The organism is Emticicia sp. CRIBPO, assembly GCF_009905725.1.
Taxonomy (GTDB): domain Bacteria; phylum Bacteroidota; class Bacteroidia; order Cytophagales; family Spirosomataceae; genus Leadbetterella.
Genome location: NZ_JAAAKV010000006.1, coordinates 237,770 through 254,842, shown reverse-complemented (window position 1 = coordinate 254,842; position 17,073 = coordinate 237,770). Strand labels below are relative to the sequence as shown.

At 43.5% G+C, this 17,073-nt stretch carries 17 protein-coding genes; 6 read left to right on the top strand and 11 right to left on the bottom strand.

The annotated features are described in order from the left end of the window. Positions 1-14: 14 nt before the first annotated feature. Positions 15-1,433 (bottom strand): glycoside hydrolase family 125 protein, encoded by a 1,419-nt coding sequence (locus GVN16_RS14250; protein WP_166564572.1) that lies wholly within the window; start codon positions 1,431-1,433, stop codon positions 15-17. 116 nt (positions 1,434-1,549) lie between these two features. Between GVN16_RS14250 and GVN16_RS14245 the strand changes: the two genes are divergently transcribed. The 3 genes from GVN16_RS14245 (at position 1,550) to GVN16_RS14235 (ending at position 3,524) form a co-directional block, all read left to right on the top strand. After that, on the top strand, positions 1,550-2,140 hold the full coding sequence (locus tag GVN16_RS14245; RefSeq protein ID WP_166564571.1) for a hypothetical protein: 591 nt from the start codon (positions 1,550-1,552) through the stop codon (positions 2,138-2,140). A 277-nt stretch (positions 2,141-2,417) separates the two neighbouring features. Continuing rightward, positions 2,418-2,891, top strand: coding sequence for a TspO/MBR family protein (locus tag GVN16_RS14240; RefSeq protein ID WP_166564570.1), 474 nt, complete (start codon positions 2,418-2,420; stop codon positions 2,889-2,891). Positions 2,892-2,894: 3 nt separating this feature from the next. After that, a complete protein-coding gene (locus GVN16_RS14235; protein ID WP_166564569.1) occupies positions 2,895-3,524 on the top strand; it encodes a hypothetical protein in 630 nt (209 codons plus the stop codon). On the opposite strand, the gene GVN16_RS14230 is transcribed toward GVN16_RS14235, so the two are convergent. Next, a complete protein-coding gene (locus GVN16_RS14230) occupies positions 3,525-4,757 on the bottom strand; it encodes a pitrilysin family protein (RefSeq protein WP_166564568.1) in 1,233 nt (410 codons plus the stop codon). A gap of 71 nt (positions 4,758-4,828) precedes the next feature. Between GVN16_RS14230 and GVN16_RS14225 the strand changes: the two genes are divergently transcribed. Beyond that, positions 4,829-5,683, top strand: a complete 855-nt coding sequence (locus tag GVN16_RS14225) for an N-acetylglucosamine kinase (protein ID WP_166564567.1) — start codon at positions 4,829-4,831, stop codon at positions 5,681-5,683. A gap of 52 nt (positions 5,684-5,735) precedes the next feature. On the opposite strand, the gene GVN16_RS14220 is transcribed toward GVN16_RS14225, so the two are convergent. The 7 genes from GVN16_RS14220 to GVN16_RS14190 all read right to left on the bottom strand — a co-directional run bounded on the left by GVN16_RS14220 (position 5,736) and on the right by GVN16_RS14190 (position 12,456). Then, positions 5,736-6,155 (bottom strand): nuclear transport factor 2 family protein, encoded by a 420-nt coding sequence (locus tag GVN16_RS14220; protein ID WP_166564566.1) that lies wholly within the window; start codon positions 6,153-6,155, stop codon positions 5,736-5,738. A 44-nt stretch (positions 6,156-6,199) separates the two neighbouring features. Beyond that, positions 6,200-6,562, bottom strand: coding sequence for a hypothetical protein (locus GVN16_RS14215; RefSeq protein ID WP_166564565.1), 363 nt, complete (start codon positions 6,560-6,562; stop codon positions 6,200-6,202). Positions 6,563-6,660: 98 nt separating this feature from the next. Next, positions 6,661-8,325, bottom strand: coding sequence for a 7TM diverse intracellular signaling domain-containing protein (locus GVN16_RS14210; protein WP_166564564.1), 1,665 nt, complete (start codon positions 8,323-8,325; stop codon positions 6,661-6,663). Between the two features lie 144 nt (positions 8,326-8,469). Next, the gene (tyrS, locus tag GVN16_RS14205) at positions 8,470-9,771 is read right to left on the bottom strand and encodes a tyrosine--tRNA ligase (RefSeq protein WP_166564563.1); all 1,302 of its coding nucleotides are present in this window, start codon (positions 9,769-9,771) and stop codon (positions 8,470-8,472) included. 70 nt (positions 9,772-9,841) lie between these two features. Further along, on the bottom strand, positions 9,842-10,483 hold the full coding sequence (locus GVN16_RS14200; protein WP_166564562.1) for a porin family protein: 642 nt from the start codon (positions 10,481-10,483) through the stop codon (positions 9,842-9,844). Positions 10,484-10,643: 160 nt separating this feature from the next. Then, positions 10,644-11,885 (bottom strand): outer membrane beta-barrel protein, encoded by a 1,242-nt coding sequence (locus tag GVN16_RS14195; RefSeq protein WP_166564561.1) that lies wholly within the window; start codon positions 11,883-11,885, stop codon positions 10,644-10,646. Further along, entirely contained in the window at positions 11,878-12,456 is a 579-nt protein-coding gene (locus tag GVN16_RS14190) for an RNA polymerase sigma factor (protein WP_310587432.1), read from the bottom strand. The genes GVN16_RS14195 and GVN16_RS14190 overlap by 8 nt, the downstream gene beginning before the upstream one ends. A gap of 423 nt (positions 12,457-12,879) precedes the next feature. Between GVN16_RS14190 and GVN16_RS14185 the strand changes: the two genes are divergently transcribed. After that, positions 12,880-13,497: a PepSY-like domain-containing protein gene (locus GVN16_RS14185; protein WP_166564560.1), complete on the top strand. Its 618-nt coding sequence runs from the start codon at positions 12,880-12,882 to the stop codon at positions 13,495-13,497. Positions 13,498-13,549: 52 nt separating this feature from the next. Here GVN16_RS14185 and GVN16_RS14180 read toward each other — a convergent pair whose 3' ends face one another. After that, positions 13,550-14,149, bottom strand: a complete 600-nt coding sequence (locus tag GVN16_RS14180; protein ID WP_166564559.1) for a hypothetical protein — start codon at positions 14,147-14,149, stop codon at positions 13,550-13,552. A 71-nt stretch (positions 14,150-14,220) separates the two neighbouring features. After that, complete coding sequence (locus tag GVN16_RS14175; protein ID WP_166564558.1) at positions 14,221-15,756, bottom strand: carboxylesterase/lipase family protein; 1,536 nt, start codon at positions 15,754-15,756, stop codon at positions 14,221-14,223. A 249-nt stretch (positions 15,757-16,005) separates the two neighbouring features. Here GVN16_RS14175 and GVN16_RS14170 point away from each other — a divergent pair, with 249 nt between their 5' ends. Then, a complete protein-coding gene (locus GVN16_RS14170) occupies positions 16,006-17,070 on the top strand; it encodes an AI-2E family transporter (RefSeq protein WP_166564557.1) in 1,065 nt (354 codons plus the stop codon). The last annotated feature ends 3 nt before the right edge of the window (positions 17,071-17,073 follow it).

Sequence of the window (17,073 nt, the reverse complement as noted above, 5' to 3'; positions counted from 1 at the left end):
TCTTTGATTTTAGTTTAGAATTTATCGAACAGATATGGTCTTTCTTTTTCAATTTTGAGGATCAGTTCACCGAAAAGGGTATTAGCCCAGGCAAACCATTTTCTTGTAAACACGGAAGCATTGTCTTTGTCAAAGGATTCATGCATAAAACCTGTGCCGGCATGGGTTTTCCTGAGAAGTTCTACCTGGGCAAGTATCTCAGCGTCTTCAGTAGAGGTCATCGCTCTCATGATGATGCCCATCGGCCAGATCTGATTGATGAGGGTATGCGGACTTCCGAGGCCTTCGGCAGCCCTGCCTTTGAAGAAATAGGGGTTGTCTTCGCTCAGCACAAACTTGCGGGTGTTCTTATAGAGTTTGTCTTTATCCGAAACTACTCCCAGATAAGGCAAGCTCAGCAAATTGGGTACATTGGCATCGTCCTGAAACAGGGCATTGCCAAAGCCGTCTACTTCCATGGCGTAGATTTTTCCGTATTTCGGATGGTCCACTACTGCATATTTTTTAATGGCGGTTTCGACTTCATTGGCCAGTTCTTTACACTCGGCAGCAAAAGCAGCATCCTTCAGTACAGTTTCTGATATCTCTGCCAGCTGGCGGAACGATACCACGGCAAAAAGATTGGAAGAAACCAGGAAAGGATACAAGGTAGCATCATCAGAAGGCCTGAAAATACTATGGATCATGCCCACAGGTTTAGTAATGTTACCATAACCGTTACCAGGCACAGTGTCAGTAGACCATGAGGTGGTACGGCCGAATTTATAAGGCCCTCTCACTACTTTTCTCTGCTGTTCTTTACAGGTTTTGATGATCAGTTGAGCCGCCTTTTTCCAGTTTTCATCAAAACAGGAAACATCTCCCGAGGTTTTCCAGTAATGATAGGCCAGCCGCACGGTATAACACAGGGAATCGAGCTCCCATTTACGCTCATGAAGTTCCGGTTTCATGTCGGTATGATCCGTCAGCCATTCTGATTTGCCGGGGCCGTCATTGAAGGCATTGGCATAAGGGTCGATAAGGATACAGGCCGTCTGACGGTTGATTACACCTGCCAGAAGGTCTTTGAGCCTGGCGTCTTCATTAATGAGCGGCAAGTAAGGCCAGACTTGTGCCGTACTGTCTCTCAGCCACATGGCATGTATATCTCCGGTGATGACAAAGGTGTCCGGACGGTTATTTTTCTGAGAAAAATTAACCGTTGTATCCAGTGTATTCGGAAAACAGTTCTCAAATAACCAGCCGATCTCCTGGTTCTTAACTTTTGACCTGATCCTTTTTATCGTCGATTCAATGATTTCGCTGTTGAACTTTCTCTGAGCCTGGACTATCCTCACCTGGGGGAAGTCTGCGGCGTATGAAAATCTTGATAAAAGAACACCGGAGGCTGATAATGCTGCTGTTTTTATGAAATGTCTTCTGTCTTGTGTCATTTTGAATATTGTCAGGCTACTGCAGTATTGAAACTTTAGGAATGGTGTAAATAAATATGAAATAATATGTGACAAGTTATCAAGTTTCACGTCAAATAAAAAAAATATTTTAATAAATGGGAATACACAAATTTGTCAGATCGGGATTTTTAGTCTTCGGACTTTTTCTTAGCCAGTTTTCTTTTGCTCAAACGGCAGATCTTATTAGGTTACTGGACAGTGCCACAAGCCTTCAGGCCAAAGGCGATAAAGACAACCTGGCGAAAGTTTTAACTTCAGCAGCCTCGGGGGTAGAGGCTCAGGCCGGCGAAACAAAGAATTCTTTTGGTAAAAAACTGCTGAGCCAGGCCGGGTTACTTAAGCAGCTCATTCCGCTGGCCTCAAAGGGGCTTGTTCAGAAGAACGCATTGGGAAAGATTGTGAGTACCATAAAAGTGTTGCTGGGAGCGGGTAAAATAAGCAGTTTGCTGGGAAGCGGCTCCAGTCTGATTGGTCAGGCCGCCGGACTGAAAAGTAACCTAGGGTTGATTCAGGCCGGAATGTCTGTTCTGGGGAGTGGCTCCGGACAAAAACTCGGTACACTTGTAAGCACTGCCCTCGGGACGGTCGGTAAGATGGAGAAGGGCGGGATTGCAGCCAAAGCTACAGAGCCGTTATTGAAAAATCAGTTGACCGGTATCACCGATACTATAAAGAATCTTTTGTAAGAAAAGTAATGAAGCACAACTCAGAAGGGGCAGGAAATTTTTCTGCTCTTTTTTTATTTTATATCTTAGCATAAAATATGAATGTAACAAAAGTCAGATTTTGCAGGATAAATTTATGTTGCAGGTGGGTAAGTGAGTTTTTTTGAGTTCCGGATACTAAAAGCAGGACCTGAAAAAGGGGGTTTACATCAGGAACCGGAAACATATGGGCTGCCTCCGGAGTTAAAATTCAGGAACAGTTTTTTACCATTTCCCACCATAAAATAATAATAACAGCATGAAACCTTCAAACATTCTTCCGCTTATTGTGTCTATCGCTATTCCGCTTGCCCTCGGTGGCATTGCGGGTGTGGTTACTACTGATAATATTTCAGGTTGGTATTCAACGATCAACAAACCTTCTTTTAATCCTCCCAACAGCATCTTTGGCCCTGTCTGGACGGGTTTATATCTTCTTATGGGCATAGCTATGTTTATTGTCTGGAAATCATCTTCTGATGGTATCCGGTCAAACGCCACACAAATTTACGGCGTTCAGCTGATCCTGAATTTTGCCTGGAGCTTTATGTTCTTCTATTTCCATCGCCCCGACTGGGCTTTTGTGAATATCGTCCTGCTGTGGCTGGCCATTGTGTATACCATCTTTACTTTTTATAAAGTGAGAAAAGTGGCGGCTTATTTATTGATTCCCTATATTTTATGGGTTAGCTTTGCTTCGGTGTTGAACGCAGCCATCTGGAAATTAAATTAAAAAATGGAAAACCCTGATATTGATGACAAGATTCAAAAGTTCTGGAGGTGGTTCGTCAAAAACGACGAACTGATCCGCAAGGCTCTTGAACATGGAACGGAAGCCAACAAAGAACATCTTGTCAGGATATTTGACAACAAAGTGCTGGAAATCGGGACTTTTACGTGGGATATTGAACCGGGGTTTTATAAACAATATTCATTTACCATCTCTCCGAACAGGAGCAGGGAATTGCTTAAACTCTCAAGAAAACTGATCAGTTATTCGCCTGAACTGACACATTGGGAGTTTAAGTACTGCCGCCCCGCAGAAAACTGGGACCTTACTTTCGGTATTTATGACGAAAAACTGGCGTATCGTGAAATAGATGCTTCCGGATGGCGGTTTATGCTATTGCCGGATCCGGGACAAACCGTCAGTATAACGCTGGAAGCAGAAAACCTATCTGAAATAGATGAAGAAACCTGCCTTGAAGCAGCAGAAATTGTCGTAACCGGGCTGCTGGGGGAGGAGTCCCGGATCATCCATGTGACGGATATCGGACTTACCCGCAGGTTTGGTACTGAGTTTGAAGAAATTGCCCGGCCAGTGACTGAATTAAAGCAAAGGGTGGAGCAGATCCTCGGATTCTGATTATTCAGGTAAAAATGTCAGACGGCTCATCTGTGACTCGGCAAACATCTCATTGGCCAGTTCCAGTAGTTTTTCTGATTTAATGGCATTGATATCGTCAAAAATATCCTGAAGGCTTTCTATTTTTTCCAGGTCAAGAATACTCTTCGCCATCATCAGCATATAACCCTGGTTGCCTTCTTCGGCCATAGCGAGCTGTCCCATCAGCTGGTCTTTCAGGGATTTAAGCTGCAGTCCGCCCAGTTTCTTTTCTCTCAGGAGTTTCATTTCCTTATCAATCAGTTTATGGGCTTTTTCAAGGTTCTGAGGGTCGGTTCCGAAATAAATGCCCAGGAAACCGCTGTCAAGATAGGTGGTGAAATTGGCTTCTATGCTGTAAACAAGACCGTATTTTTCTCTCAGGCTGAGGTTAAATCTTGAATTCATCCCCGGTCCGCCCAAAAGGTTGATAAGGGTGAAAAACGGCAGTCTGTTTTTATCTTTTAATGAATAAGAAGGTCTCCCGATGGCAGAATGAGCCTGGTTGATCTGTTTTTTGATGAATTGCTGCTGAGGGACATACAGGCTCGGGGCCAGCCTGGTTTTAGTGTTTTTCACTTTAGGAATATCTCTCAGGTATTTTTCGATGACCTTGAAAGCTTTTTTGGCATCAATATTTCCGACTACCGAAAAGATGATTTTCTCAGTATCCAGGTTTTCTGCGATGAAATCCTGCAGGTGCTTTTTTGAAAAAGACTTCACACTCTCCTGGGTACCGAGGATATTGGCACCTAACTGGTGTTCCGGAAAAAGCAGGGCATCGAAATCATCCTGGATCGAGTCTTCCGGAGAATCAAGGTACATAGACATTTCTTCCAGGATCACCCCTCTTTCTTTCTCAATCTGTTTTTCAGGAAAAATGCTGTTGAAAGTGATATCACAAAGTAATTCCACCGATTTCTCAAAATGGATATCGAGTAGGGAGGCATAAAAACAGACCTTTTCTTTGGTGGTATAGGCGTTTAATTCACCGCCTACCGCTTCCAGCCTGTTGATAATATGGTATGATTTACGTTTTTTTGTACCTTTGAAAGCCATGTGTTCCCAAAAGTGGGCCAGTCCTGTTTGATGGGGCAGTTCATCACGGCTACCGATATCCAACATGATACCACAATGAACGATTTTTGTATTGGTCACTTGCCTGTGGGCAATTCGTATGCCGTTAGACAAGGTATAAAGCTGATATTCAGACATTTTCAGTATTCAAAATTCCAAAAAATAATTAACAAAGGTACGGCTCAAATCTTGATTTAGATAAAAAAAATATGATATTAATTGCCGAAAGTGGCTCCACAAAAACTGATTGGAGACTTATAGATAAGAACAAATCTGTACAAAAGGTTCAAACTCCGGGGTTTAACCCCTATTTTCAAACCCGTGAAGAAATAACAGGGGTGTTGCTTGAGACTTTGAAGCCCTTTATCAGCGAGGTGGAAGGTGTGAAGGAAATCTATTATTACGGCACAGGGATTACCGACGAAATAAAAGGTAAAATTATGGCGGATGCCCTTACCGATGTTTTCACGGGTTGTAAAAAAGTAGAGACCTACAGCGATGTGGTGGCGGCAGCCAGGGCAGTATTCGGAGAAGGGCAGGGCATTGCCTGTATTTTAGGTACCGGTTCCAACTCCTGTTTTTTTGATGGTGAAAAAATTGCTTTCCAGGTACCACCACTCGGTTTCTGGCTGGGAGATGAAGGCAGCGGGGGGCACCTCGGCAAGAGCCTGATCCTGGCTTATCTGCATAAAGAACTGCCTGAAAGTCTGAGAACAATTTTTGAAGAAAAATATGGGGTAATAGACCGCATTACTATTATTGATCATGCCTACCGGCAGCCTTTTCCCAACCGGTATTTTGCTTCTTTTTCAACTTTTGTTTCTGAACACAGGACAGACGCATTCATGCATTCACTGATCATGAATTCATTCCTGTTGTTCCTGGATAAATACATTGTCAAATACCCGGATTATCAGAAACATGAAGTAGGTTTTGCGGGCTCTATTGCCCATTACTACGCAGATTTTATCCGCGAAGCCGCAGCTCAGAGACAAGTCTCCGTAGGCAAAATAGTCAAAAGCCCTATTGAAGAGTTGGTGGAGTTTTATCTGGGGAAAGGATAAGACTTGAAACCGGTGATGGGTTTTAATTCCATCGCTCCGGGATGCTCTTCTTTCAGGGGGCAGGTTTAGTGTGATGGCCGCTCAGGTATATCAGATGGTCCCCTTTGATTTCGTAAACATATGTCGACAGATAGTCAATGGCGAGGTCGGGAGTGCCGTCGGAGTGGTGTCTCACGGCATGTTCTTTTCCGGTGACGATTATTATCAGGCCGGTTTGCCTCACTTTCAGATTTGTAAAACTGACGGACACAGAATTCACATTTTTAAAGATAGCTTCAGTTTTAGCCTTGTCTATCATGTAACCGCTTGATGAGATGAGAACATAATCATCGGATGCCCTTTCGCGAATCGCTTTGGCCGGATTCGCCTGGAATTCACTGACTGTCGCCTGAAACATTTGCTCTGCCTTGCTTTGGGCAAATGTTGTTTTTATCGCGGTAAGAAGAATAAGAGAAAAGATAATTTTTTTCATAATGGATGATGTATTAAAATAAATGGAAGTTATTATACAAGACTTTACATGTGCCCTTCGCTTTTCAGACAGGTCCAGGTCCATATGGCCCCTAGCAGATCAATAAGACCAAAGGCGATAAATACCGACGGGGCAATTTTGAAAACCACGAGACCTGCAGCCGAAAGGAAATAAAAAGAGCGTCCGAGAATAGAGGCCTTTAAAAACGGAATGAGATTGTTTTTGGCAGATTGATGATAATACAGACCTATAATGAAGGCCAGGGCCCCAACCACCCTGATATAAGGTTCATTGGCCTGTGGTAACCGGGCTGTTTTGGTGAAGAAGTCGGGGATAAAAAGCAGTTCGAGTCCGACAATAAAAAGGTAGTAGCTGAAAAACAGGACAGATTTGGCTGATTTAGTCATGTTTATGAGGTTTAAGGTGAAAAAATAGACTTTCACCAAAAGTATAACCTCCTGTGTACTTAAAGCAACTCCGTTTTCTGAACTGCGGGAACTACTTTCTAAACGGCATGCTGCTCCCGCGTTAACCTCTGCAGCAGTTCACTTTTCAACCTCCTGGAAACCGGTATCTCACTTTTGTCCTTCATCTCTACCCATCCTCCTTCACCCCTGATGTACCTTACGATATTATTGAGGTTAACGATATGAGACTTGTGGATCCTCATAAACTGAGTATTATCAATCATTTGTTCGAAATGCACCATTGGCTTTGAAGTCATGATTTTCTTATGGTCACTCAGGTGTATGGTGCAATAACTTCCCATAGCTTCCAGACGGTTGATATCCTGCTCGGGAAACATGATTATCCCCTCAACTGTCGGTATCGAGATTTTTCGGATCATCAGGTTGCTGTGCTGCACCTGTTCCATTACCCTGCCCAGGTCTTTTTCCGGATGATAATTCCTGAATGTTTCTTCTATTTTCAGTTTTTCTGAGAGCAGCTGGTTGTTTTTATATAGCAGCTCTTCATGTTCCTGCGAACGTCTGAGGGCAAGTTCACGGGCGTCTTTAGCTTCCTTGCGGTAGGTATTGAACCTGTATGCTACTGCCAGGGCAAAAAGCAATGCTTCAAGAGCCGAGCATATCTGGTAAATGTAAGCGGAACGCAGTTTGTCCATGGGTAATACACCCATAAAACCCAGGAGGATGCTCACCACCCCGAAAATGTAAACCCCGAAAGCTAAAATAAAGAACCTGGCAGGTTTATATCCCAGGAAATGAATGTAAATACTTGCAGAAAGGAGAACCAGGACCAGGAGGATATAAAGTAACTGGTAAATGTCATTGATCCATGGCCTGTAAGGAAGCCATTCACTGGGCAGCAATAAAATCCCGACGGACATCATGACCACCAGGATACGGTAAAAAACAGGGGCCAGCTCTTTTATCTTAAGATAAGCGTTGGCAAATACCAGGGTAAAAAAGATCGTAATGGTGGACGAAAGGTTAATGTCGAAACCATAATAAGGAATTTGACCGAATATGAACTCATGATGATGGTTGTCAGCCCTGAAAATGACGTAGGCGGAAGACAGGATATAGAAGAAATAATACAGAAAAAGTTTATCTCTCACCACTACATAAACAAACAGGTTGTAAACGATGAGAGCAATCATGAGACCGTAAAGGCTGCCATAAAGTAAGTCATAACGATGGAGATAACTGTCAACTGCCCGGAGATTCCCTATTTTAAGCGGAATGTACACATTGGGATTTTGTATTTTCAGGAAGACCTTTTCCGGGAATTTCCCGAGATCAAAGACGGTGATATTGCGTTTAAGGAAACTGGCACCAAACGGACGCATGGAGCCTGCAGCCCATGACCGTACCCCAAGTTCATTGATCACATAAACATCCAGCATTCTGACATCGTGAAGTTCCTGGATGAGATAAAGGTCTTTGTCTGAATTGTTTTTCAGGTCAATCCGTACCCATACCGGATATTCTGTGTTTCCGAAATTAAGAAAGTTCCGGGTGTTGCGGACGAAACCAGTGTCTGAACCGGCCCTTATCTGTTCAAAAGTCAGTTTCCCGCTCGAATCAGTCAAGTAAGAAGTGTATGCTTCAACAGAGACCAGGCCGGAAGTATCCCTGTATGAAAATACGTTTTGTGCGAAAGATGAACAGCTGATCAGAAAAAGAATCAACCCTGAAAAGTATTTCATGGCATGGGGTTTAGGTCTATTTATCAGCAAATTATGAAATAAAAGAAGAATTGCAAAAAAGCGTTTTTGGTTTGAAGTTCACTTGCCTTTAAAGCAAAAAAGCCGCAGGTGTTGACCCGCGGCTTTTGTTTCAGATAAATATTCTTAATTCACCTTAATAATATGATTTTTTTTACCCTTACCGACCAGCAGGTACTTGCCCTGCAGTAAGGTGATTTCAGAAACCGGGAGTTTTTCATCACTTACCTTCTCCTTGTTAAGGCTGACGGCATTTGACTGAAGGGCCCTTCTGGCTTCGCTTTTAGAAGGATAAATTTCATTTTCAGAAGTCACTGAAATCAGGTCGAGCAAGCTCGGACAGTTGTCATAAGCCTCTCTTGTGATCTCTGTCTGAGGCACACCTTCAAAAACACTGGTGAATGTCTTCTCGTCCAGGCTTTGCAGGGTTTCCAGAGTCGCTTTTCCGTAAAGTACTTCCGAGGCTTTTACGGCCAGTTCGTATTGCTCGAGACCATGCACCCTGATGGTAACATCTTTGGCAAGGGCTTTCTGGGCTGTTCTGAGGTGAGGGGCCTGGTTGTGTTCGGCCTCAATAGCCTCAATCTCAGCTTTTGAGTACAAGGTAAACACCCTGATCAGTCTCGGGCAGTCCACATCGGTCTGGTTGATCCAGAACTGGTAGAACTGGTACGGAGAAGTCATCTCCGGATCCAGCCAGACGTTACCTGACTCAGACTTCCCGAACTTGGTTCCATCAGCCTTGGTCACGAGCGGAGTCGTAAGAGCAAACGCAGAGTACGACGCGTTTTCGTCGTTGTCGTTTTCTTTGCGTCTGATCAGTTCTGTTCCGGTGGTGATATTGCCCCACTGGTCAGAGCCTCCCATCTGAAGTCTGACACCTTTATTTTTGTATAACCAGTAGAAATCGTATCCCTGGATTAGCTGGTAAGAGAATTCCGCAAAAGAAATACCGGTCTGAAGACGGTTTTTAACGGAATCCTTGCTCATCATGTAGTTGACGGTCAGGAATTTCCCGGCCTCTCTCAGAAACTGAAGGAAGCTGATTTCTTTAAACCAGTCATAATTATTGACCATTTCAGCCGAATTGGCACCACAGTCAAAGTCCAGAAAACGCTCCAGCTGCTTTTTGATGGCATTCTGGTTTTCTTTCAAAACATCTTCTGATAAAAACTGTCTTTCTGCAGATTTTCCCGATGGGTCACCCACCATACCTGTAGCTCCTCCGACCAGTGCATAAGGTTTATGTCCTGACAACTGGAACTGCTTAAGCAGCATTAAGGTGGCCAGGTTTCCGATGTGAAGTGACTTGGCAGTAGGATCAAAGCCGATGTATGCCCCCGTAATTTCCTTGGAAAGTTGTTCTTCGGTACCGGGCATCATGTCCTGGAGCATTCCTCTCCAGCGTAATTCTTCTATAAAATTCATTGAAAATGTGATCTTGTATAATACTTCAGGCTTTGGCGCCTTTTATAAATTCTCCGTTTACCGGGATTGATTATTTCTTCTTTGTTCTTTCCTTGTCTTTTTTATACCATCTGTAATATTCCGAAAAAGTATAGGTTACAGACAGCTGGAAAGTACGGGTTCTGAAATCAAGCGGGGTGGTGTTACTCAGTCTTTTCGTTGTATTCTGAAGACCATGGGCGTACCGCAGGTTCAGACTGAAAAGAGAAAACATATCCAGCATGTTGATGCGTGCACCAACTACCATGGCTACATCCCTGTCCCTGTCCGGTCCGTAGATACTCGTACCGTCTTTTTTGTAACCTGCATTCAGGGCCCAGCTGTATTCAGGACCTGCTTCGAGATAAATACCTTTTAGCGGAGTATAGCCCAGTAACACCGGGGTAGAAAGATATCTGTAAGTATGTTTTTCGCTTGGAGATTTAAAAGTGGCTCCCTTTTGCTGATAGATAACTTCCGGCTGAAGACTGAATCTCCCGTAGTTAAAACGGGTGAATATTCCGCCCTGGTAGTTGATGGCCAGTTTGGGATCAATGGTGGTCGGGTTATTAGGGATAGAAATTGTCGTTACATTCAAACCTAATTTTGGTCCGTATTCGAAAAGCCTTGGCTTCAATTGTCCGTAAGAAAGTGTGGTCAGGGAAATAAAAATAAGAACTAAGGTTTTCTTCATGATATTTTGTTTTCAAAATTAACGACTTGGCGTCCCGGTATATTCAAAAATGAGGGACAAAATTAAGGAAAAGACGGCTTAAAGCAAAGAAAGAGGAGGCTAATAAATAATAAACCCGGGAATTGTATTTTTCCCGGGTTTATCTCTGTCTCTCAATGCTTTATTTTTTACCGAGATCTATTTTCAATGAAGCATTTATACCGAATTTTCTCGGGGCATTTCCATAGGACAAATTCCTGAAAGGAAAGTCAAAATAAGGCGAGAACTGAGCCACAAGCCGTTTATGCTTATATTGGAGTCCGAGTCCATAGAACAAACTGTTGAAAGTGGCCGGCTTCGGTGATGCCTCAAACCTGTTGATCAGCTGATCACCCAACACTCCACTGGTATAACTTACGTCCTGGTAAACCGACAAATCGAGTTTGGTCCCTGCAGAAACCGCAAACGCAATGCTTTTAGACGCCGGTATATAATAGTTAAAATACAGCGGAAGTTTGATAAACGAGGTTTTGATCGAGATATTTTCAATCCGTGCAGGCTTGGCATGGATATAACCTTTGTATTCATCCTCAAACGTTTTACCGGTAATGACATTAAAGTCTTTGGCAAAAGTATGGGTTTTGGTTTGCTGTCCTGAAATCAGCAACCCGGTGTTGAAACTGATCCTGTCGTTCAGGAAAATCTCGATATCCGGGCCGATGGCCGGCAAGTTAAAGCCGAGATAATCAGAACCGATACCCACCCTGGCATGAATGGAAGGGAACCTGAATTTCTTCTTCTCTTCCGGCAATTCCTCTTTGACCGGGATTTTCAGTTCAGGCACTTTAACCTCGTCTTTATTCTCTTTTTCCCTGAATTCCTCAGGCTCTTTCTTCGCGGCTTTTTCTTCGTTTCCGGAAGTGCTTACCACGCCGTCAGATTTGGCGGCGTCTTTTTCAGGAGCCACTGCGGCTACCTGCTCATCATTGTTTACCGGCAGTTCACCTTTACGGGTCCTGAGGTTCGTACGATTGTTTTTGCCTGACGGATTGCTGCTTTCATCAGCCTCAGACTGAGCTATGTTCTGCTTTTGGACAATATATTTGACAACATACACGGTATCCACTCTTGAGTTTTCAACAAGAACAGTATCGGTTTTTGAAACAGGGTTATTTTGTAGAGTAATTATCTTATCATGCAACAGTTCGTTTTCTTTGTTAGTCAGGTAATTGGTATATATCGTTCCAAGCAGGGCAATACTTGCCAGCCCGCCATAGATCCATCCGCCGAAGTCTTTAATGAACGGTATATACCACGGCAGCGGCATTGAAGATCGGAATTTACGCCAGGCGTCTTCGCTGAAGTCCGGTTTGACGGACTGCAGTTTCTTTCGGATGTTGTTATCAAAATTTTCCTCAGACATGATTATTTTGATTTACGGATTCTTCTAAATAAATTTTTATCCATTCTTGTAATTTTAAACGGGCCTTCGAAAGATTAGATCTTGAAGTCCCTTCGTTGATTCCCAACATTTCGGCGATCTCAGCATGAGAAAAACCTTCGACAACGTACAAAGAAAACACAGTACGGTAGGAAGCAGGCAGCTTCTGAACCAGTTCCAGGATTTCTTCCGCAGTCAGTTTCTCAATCAGCCCGTCATTATGTTCAAGATACGGAGCATCCTGAATATCAATGAATGAGAACTTTGAGTTGTTCTTTCTGTAATAATCAATGCAGGTCCTGACCACGAGCGTTCTGAACCATGCGTCAAAAGACTGATCAGGATTATACTGGTCAATTTTAGCGAAGACTTTCAAAAAGCCGTCGTTGAGCATTTCATCTACCTCGTCCCGGTTGCCTGCATATCGCATGCTGATGCTTCTGGCCAGTCCATAGTATTGCTCAAAGAGCTGTTTTTGAGCAGACGCACGCCCTGCCTTACAGCCCTCCAATACATTTCGAAGGTCAAAAGTTTTACTTTTTTTAAAAAACACGAGAAATTTGTTAAAATAAACCGATAAAATTTTAAACTATCTTTCCATCAAGACATACGATAAGGGGTGTCTTAAACGTTGCCTGTGGTTTCCCACATTCTGAATTAAATATCATTTCCGGGCTAATTCATTCAGATCCAAAAGGCTATCTTAAAAATTTTCATGCCCAAATGTAAAAAGATATGCCCGCTGAAACGACACTTTCCTTACAATTCATGAATATTTTTTTATAACAGGCAACGACGCATAAACACCTTTTCGTATTGATAATTAAACCGAGTAAGGAAAGTTTTGGGGCCTCATTAACTTTCTGACTTTGACCTTATTGACAGAAAACCGAAAAAATACCTTTGCATGCCTATGCAGCACTTGTACTTGTAAGAAACCCTTGCAGTTTATTTAAACTTAAAACCTTTTTCAAACATGAGAAAAATTAATTTAGTGTGGCTGATGGTACTCGGACTGTCAGTGGCTTTTGTAGCATGTAACAACGATGAAGTGTCTCCTGGGGACGATTCTGAGCTGTTTGATTTTTTATTCCTTGCTACCACAAATGATTCGACAGGAACCCATACCCGCGGGAAATGTAACCTGACGGCTGTTGATGTAAGTGCTCTTTCGGCCACCATCACCAGTTACGTCACCACCAATTATCCTGGTGCTACTATTGAAAAAGCTGGCACAACCACCGACGGATCATTTGTTCTGCAGATTCTGAAAGCAGATGGTACCAAAGCCGGCCTGGTTTTTACCGCAGCGGGTGCTTTTGTTAAAGAACACAAGGGTAAAGGCCTGAAAGGAACTGAAGTGGCAGTGGCAGATTTGCCTGCGGCGATTACCAGCTATATTTCTGCAACCTATGCCGGGTCTGCCGTAGAAAAAGCAATGAAAAGTGAGGACGGGAAATATGGAGTGTTAGTGAAGAAAGCAGACGAAACCAAGGTTTTGCTGGGTTTTGATGCTGATGGAAAATTCATTGCCGAGTTGAGTCTGAAAGATGGACATGGCGGCAAAAAAGGAGGAAAAGGTAAACGTAAGTGATTTTTTTTATATCTTAAAGAGGCGGGTTTTTAACCTGCCTCTTTTTTTATGCTCAGTATCTCGATTTCAGATGATGTTCGGTTGACAACCCGAAGCAAACCAGTCCTAAATCCAGGAGGTAATGATAAATGTCTATGTTGACAGAAGGTGACTTGATCAGGCTGCCGCTGAAAGAAGCCAGGGCCATACAGGCAACCCCTCCCAGAAGCCAGGCTCCTGCTTTTGTCTTTCCTTTGAAAAGCCCGTAGATGCCCGCAAGGGCTACCAGAGGCATAGAAATTAACGGGGTAAACTTCAGGATCACCGGGATGTTAAATCCGTCGGATATCGCAAAAACCAGGAAACCTGCAGTCAGCAAAACATAACAGATGGTTTTGCTGAGGGTGCAGTTCGTAACCAGTGCCCATGAAGCTGCCACGATACCCACTGCCCCCACTGTAATAGCCATGTGCTGAAAGAAAACAGAAGCATTCTCTGCCTGTTTGTAACCCGCAAACCTGATACATCCGAAAAGTGCCGCACAGGTAACAGAGAGTACGAATGATTCCCACAGGACAGTATGCGTAAGGTTTAACTTCAGAAGATATTTAAAAAAAACGTAAAGGCCGGCAAGTGTCAGAATTCCATCTGAAATCATGTGAGAAATTTCCATAAATGTTTTAAGGTTTAATAGTGATGCTAATTTATTGGATAATGGCTAACATTGGATCATTTTAACTCATCTTATTTTACTTGTCCCACCAGAAAATCGAGTTCTTTTTTCAGCAAACCGGGTACTGCTTTCGGAGAATCTGTAAATTCCATAATAACTCCGGTTGTTTTGTTATAGGGCTGCCATTCGGGAAGTCCTTTCCCGTTAGGATTGCCTGTTCTGGCAAAATTGACCCAGTAATCAGACATCGCATTCTCAAGGTTAAGGTCCTCAGTTTTCCAGGCCCTGTCCCACATCTTAAGTGTTTTTAACGCATAAGGCACCTCTGCAGTATGAAATGCCCCGTAATTCGGAAAGTTCGGTTTATCCGGTGGTACATGGTTAAACTGGTAAATATACACCGGCTTTTCATTATAATCGGAAAGCAGCCTTGAAGGCAAAACCCCGAAAGAGATCAATCCCAGTTTTGACTGGGTAGCTTTCAGTTCTTCATCATTATCCGCTTTGAACAGCGTCAGGAAAGTATTCGACTGGTCTCCGTATTTGGCCACGGCTTCCTGTCTGAATTTCTCCGGGGTAGAAGGCTGAATGCCGGCCAGTGCCCCGTCGCCGGTTACCCAGCCCGTCATAATGGCTACATTGTTTTGTTTCTTTTGCTGAAAATATTTTACGGGGTCAAGGGGCAATACGTAATCATCCAGCACCGGACCAAATCTTAAACCGGGGGCAGAAGCTGCTTTCTGGATTTCTTCTGCAGATTTTGACCGCAGTTCTGCTATTGAATTAGCCGATAGTTGCTTTGAAACTGCCTCCCCTGTCTTTTCAGCTTCTGACAATTGCCTTGAAATACGCCCGCCCAATATACCGCCGCTTTGGGCAATGGCTTTTTGAAACAATCCTTTGGCTAAAGGAGAAGCAATTAACGCATTGACACTCATGGAACCGGCTGATTGCCCGGCAATGGTGACATTTTCAGGATCACCACCAAATTCTCCGATATTCTGCCTGATCCATTTCAAGGCTTCTATCTGGTCCAGCAAAGCATAATTCCCGGAACCGTGACCAGACTCTTTGCTCAGTTCAGGATGGGCAAGGAATCCGAAAATACCTACCCGGTAATTGATACTGATAAAAATAACTCCCTTTTTTGACAGTTCTTCTCCGTCATAAATAGGGCAGGCGGCAGAACCCGAAACAAACCCGCCTCCGTAAATCCACACGATCACAGGCAGTTTGGCTTTGTTTGAGGCCGCGGGTGTCCAGATATTCAGATAAAGGCAGTCTTCGCTGAGGGGCTTGGCCGGGGCAATGAACTCCTGCGTCCACATCATGAACGGCACAGGATTGTTCTGAACAGGGCTGGCAGAGAAAGTATCACAATTTAATAATCCGTTCCATTTTTTTGGCGGCTGGGGGGCTTTCCAGCGTAATTCGCCCACCGGCGGTGCCGCAAAAGGCACTCCTTTAAATATCGAAACATGGTCTTTGATGATTCCCGTAACCGATCCGTAAGCCGTTTTTACCTTCTTCAACTGGGCTTGTGCCAGCGAAGTACAAAAGATTAAAAAGGTAAACAATATTGGTTTTAAGGACGTTAAAGTTTTCATGAAGCGTTTCAATTAGTTGAATACAGGTTTTTAATCGAAAAGTACAACATTTTATTTAATTTGTATTATCAGGTGAACGCTAAATTCTGAGAATCTTTTTCCGCACAGGAATCTGATTTGACCTGGCAACGATTTCCCGGCATTGTACAAGTGTTCGTTCTGAGGAGTTTGCCGGCATTTTACCGATTTTGATTTAATTTGTAGTTTTGTCAAAATGTTTACGTATTATTGAGTTTCAGATAAAACAACATGAGATCACATACCCCACCTTTTTCCATCAAATTTGCCGCATCACTGATTGTATTGGTCGTGTTGGTATTTGTTCTTTTTCTGTTAAAAGACGTGTTGGTGCCCCTCTGTTTTTCAGGTCTGCTGGCCTTTATTCTTTTACCCATCTGTGTATTTTTTGAAAACAGGAAAGTACCCAGAGCCCTGGCCATTGTTTTTGCCCTGATCATCGCCCTTTCCTGTATCTTCTTTGTGTTTTACCTGGCTTACATCCAGATTGCCGATCTGAACACCCTGGTGCCGCTCTTTACCCAGAAAGCAGAAGTCTGGATGAAAGATTTTCAACACATGGTTAACCGCAATTTCCATATCCGGAAAGCAACACTGTTTGCAGAAGGCCAAAAATACCTGACCGAAATACTCAAAAACAGCTCGTCCTTTATTTCATCTACCTTGAGTACGACCTCCGGTTTTCTGGTCAACCTCTCGTTGATTCCCCTGTATGTTTTCCTGTTTTTATTGTACCGCGATTTCCTGAAAATATTCCTTTATAAACTCTTCAAGAAGACGAGTGTACACAAGATCAATGCCGTCATCAAACGCATCAAAGAAGTGGTTTTGAGCTACATGACCGGGTTGATTCTCGTTATCATCATCATCGGCTCGCTGAATACGATCGCTTTATTGTTTCTCGATATCCCCAATGCGGTCTTTTTTGGTTTTTTTGCAGCCATCCTGGTCCTGATTCCTTACATCGGGATTGCCATCGGGGCGTTGTTGCCGGTTTTGGTGGCTTTGATTACCAAAGACTCCTCTCTTTATGCTTTGGGAGTAGCCATTTCCTTTGCAGTAGTGCAGTTTCTTGAGGGGAATTTCATCACGCCTTATATCGTAGGGTCAAAAGTGAGCATGAATTCGCTTGCAGCCATTATCTCCATCATCCTTTTCGGAAACCTTTGGGGGATTTCCGGGCTGGTGCTCGCATTGCCGATCACCGCCATACTGAAAGTCATCTTCGATTCTGTAGATGAGCTCAAAGCCTGGGGTTACCTGTTGGGAGACGTCGGTAAAGTAGAAGAGTTTTAAAAA

What these genes read in the sequence shown, in the direction of transcription:
- tyrS (WP_166564563.1), bottom strand. Translation starts at nt 9,771, where the DNA reads ATGAATTTTATAGAAGAATTACGCTGGAGAGGAATGCTCCAGGACATG.
- GVN16_RS14245 (WP_166564571.1), top strand. Translation starts at nt 1,550, where the DNA reads ATGGGAATACACAAATTTGTCAGATCGGGATTTTTAGTCTTCGGACTT.
- GVN16_RS14195 (WP_166564561.1), bottom strand. Translation starts at nt 11,885, where the DNA reads ATGTCTGAGGAAAATTTTGATAACAACATCCGAAAGAAACTGCAGTCC.
- GVN16_RS14215 (WP_166564565.1), bottom strand. Translation starts at nt 6,562, where the DNA reads ATGACTAAATCAGCCAAATCTGTCCTGTTTTTCAGCTACTACCTTTTT.
- GVN16_RS14180 (WP_166564559.1), bottom strand. Translation starts at nt 14,149, where the DNA reads ATGGAAATTTCTCACATGATTTCAGATGGAATTCTGACACTTGCCGGC.
- GVN16_RS14220 (WP_166564566.1), bottom strand. Translation starts at nt 6,155, where the DNA reads ATGAAAAAAATTATCTTTTCTCTTATTCTTCTTACCGCGATAAAAACA.
- GVN16_RS14225 (WP_166564567.1), top strand. Translation starts at nt 4,829, where the DNA reads ATGATATTAATTGCCGAAAGTGGCTCCACAAAAACTGATTGGAGACTT.
- GVN16_RS14250 (WP_166564572.1), bottom strand. Translation starts at nt 1,433, where the DNA reads ATGACACAAGACAGAAGACATTTCATAAAAACAGCAGCATTATCAGCC.
- GVN16_RS14185 (WP_166564560.1), top strand. Translation starts at nt 12,880, where the DNA reads ATGAGAAAAATTAATTTAGTGTGGCTGATGGTACTCGGACTGTCAGTG.
- GVN16_RS14175 (WP_166564558.1), bottom strand. Translation starts at nt 15,756, where the DNA reads ATGAAAACTTTAACGTCCTTAAAACCAATATTGTTTACCTTTTTAATC.
- GVN16_RS14170 (WP_166564557.1), top strand. Translation starts at nt 16,006, where the DNA reads ATGAGATCACATACCCCACCTTTTTCCATCAAATTTGCCGCATCACTG.
- GVN16_RS14200 (WP_166564562.1), bottom strand. Translation starts at nt 10,483, where the DNA reads ATGAAGAAAACCTTAGTTCTTATTTTTATTTCCCTGACCACACTTTCT.
- GVN16_RS14230 (WP_166564568.1), bottom strand. Translation starts at nt 4,757, where the DNA reads ATGTCTGAATATCAGCTTTATACCTTGTCTAACGGCATACGAATTGCC.
- GVN16_RS14240 (WP_166564570.1), top strand. Translation starts at nt 2,418, where the DNA reads ATGAAACCTTCAAACATTCTTCCGCTTATTGTGTCTATCGCTATTCCG.
- GVN16_RS14210 (WP_166564564.1), bottom strand. Translation starts at nt 8,325, where the DNA reads ATGAAATACTTTTCAGGGTTGATTCTTTTTCTGATCAGCTGTTCATCT.
- GVN16_RS14235 (WP_166564569.1), top strand. Translation starts at nt 2,895, where the DNA reads ATGGAAAACCCTGATATTGATGACAAGATTCAAAAGTTCTGGAGGTGG.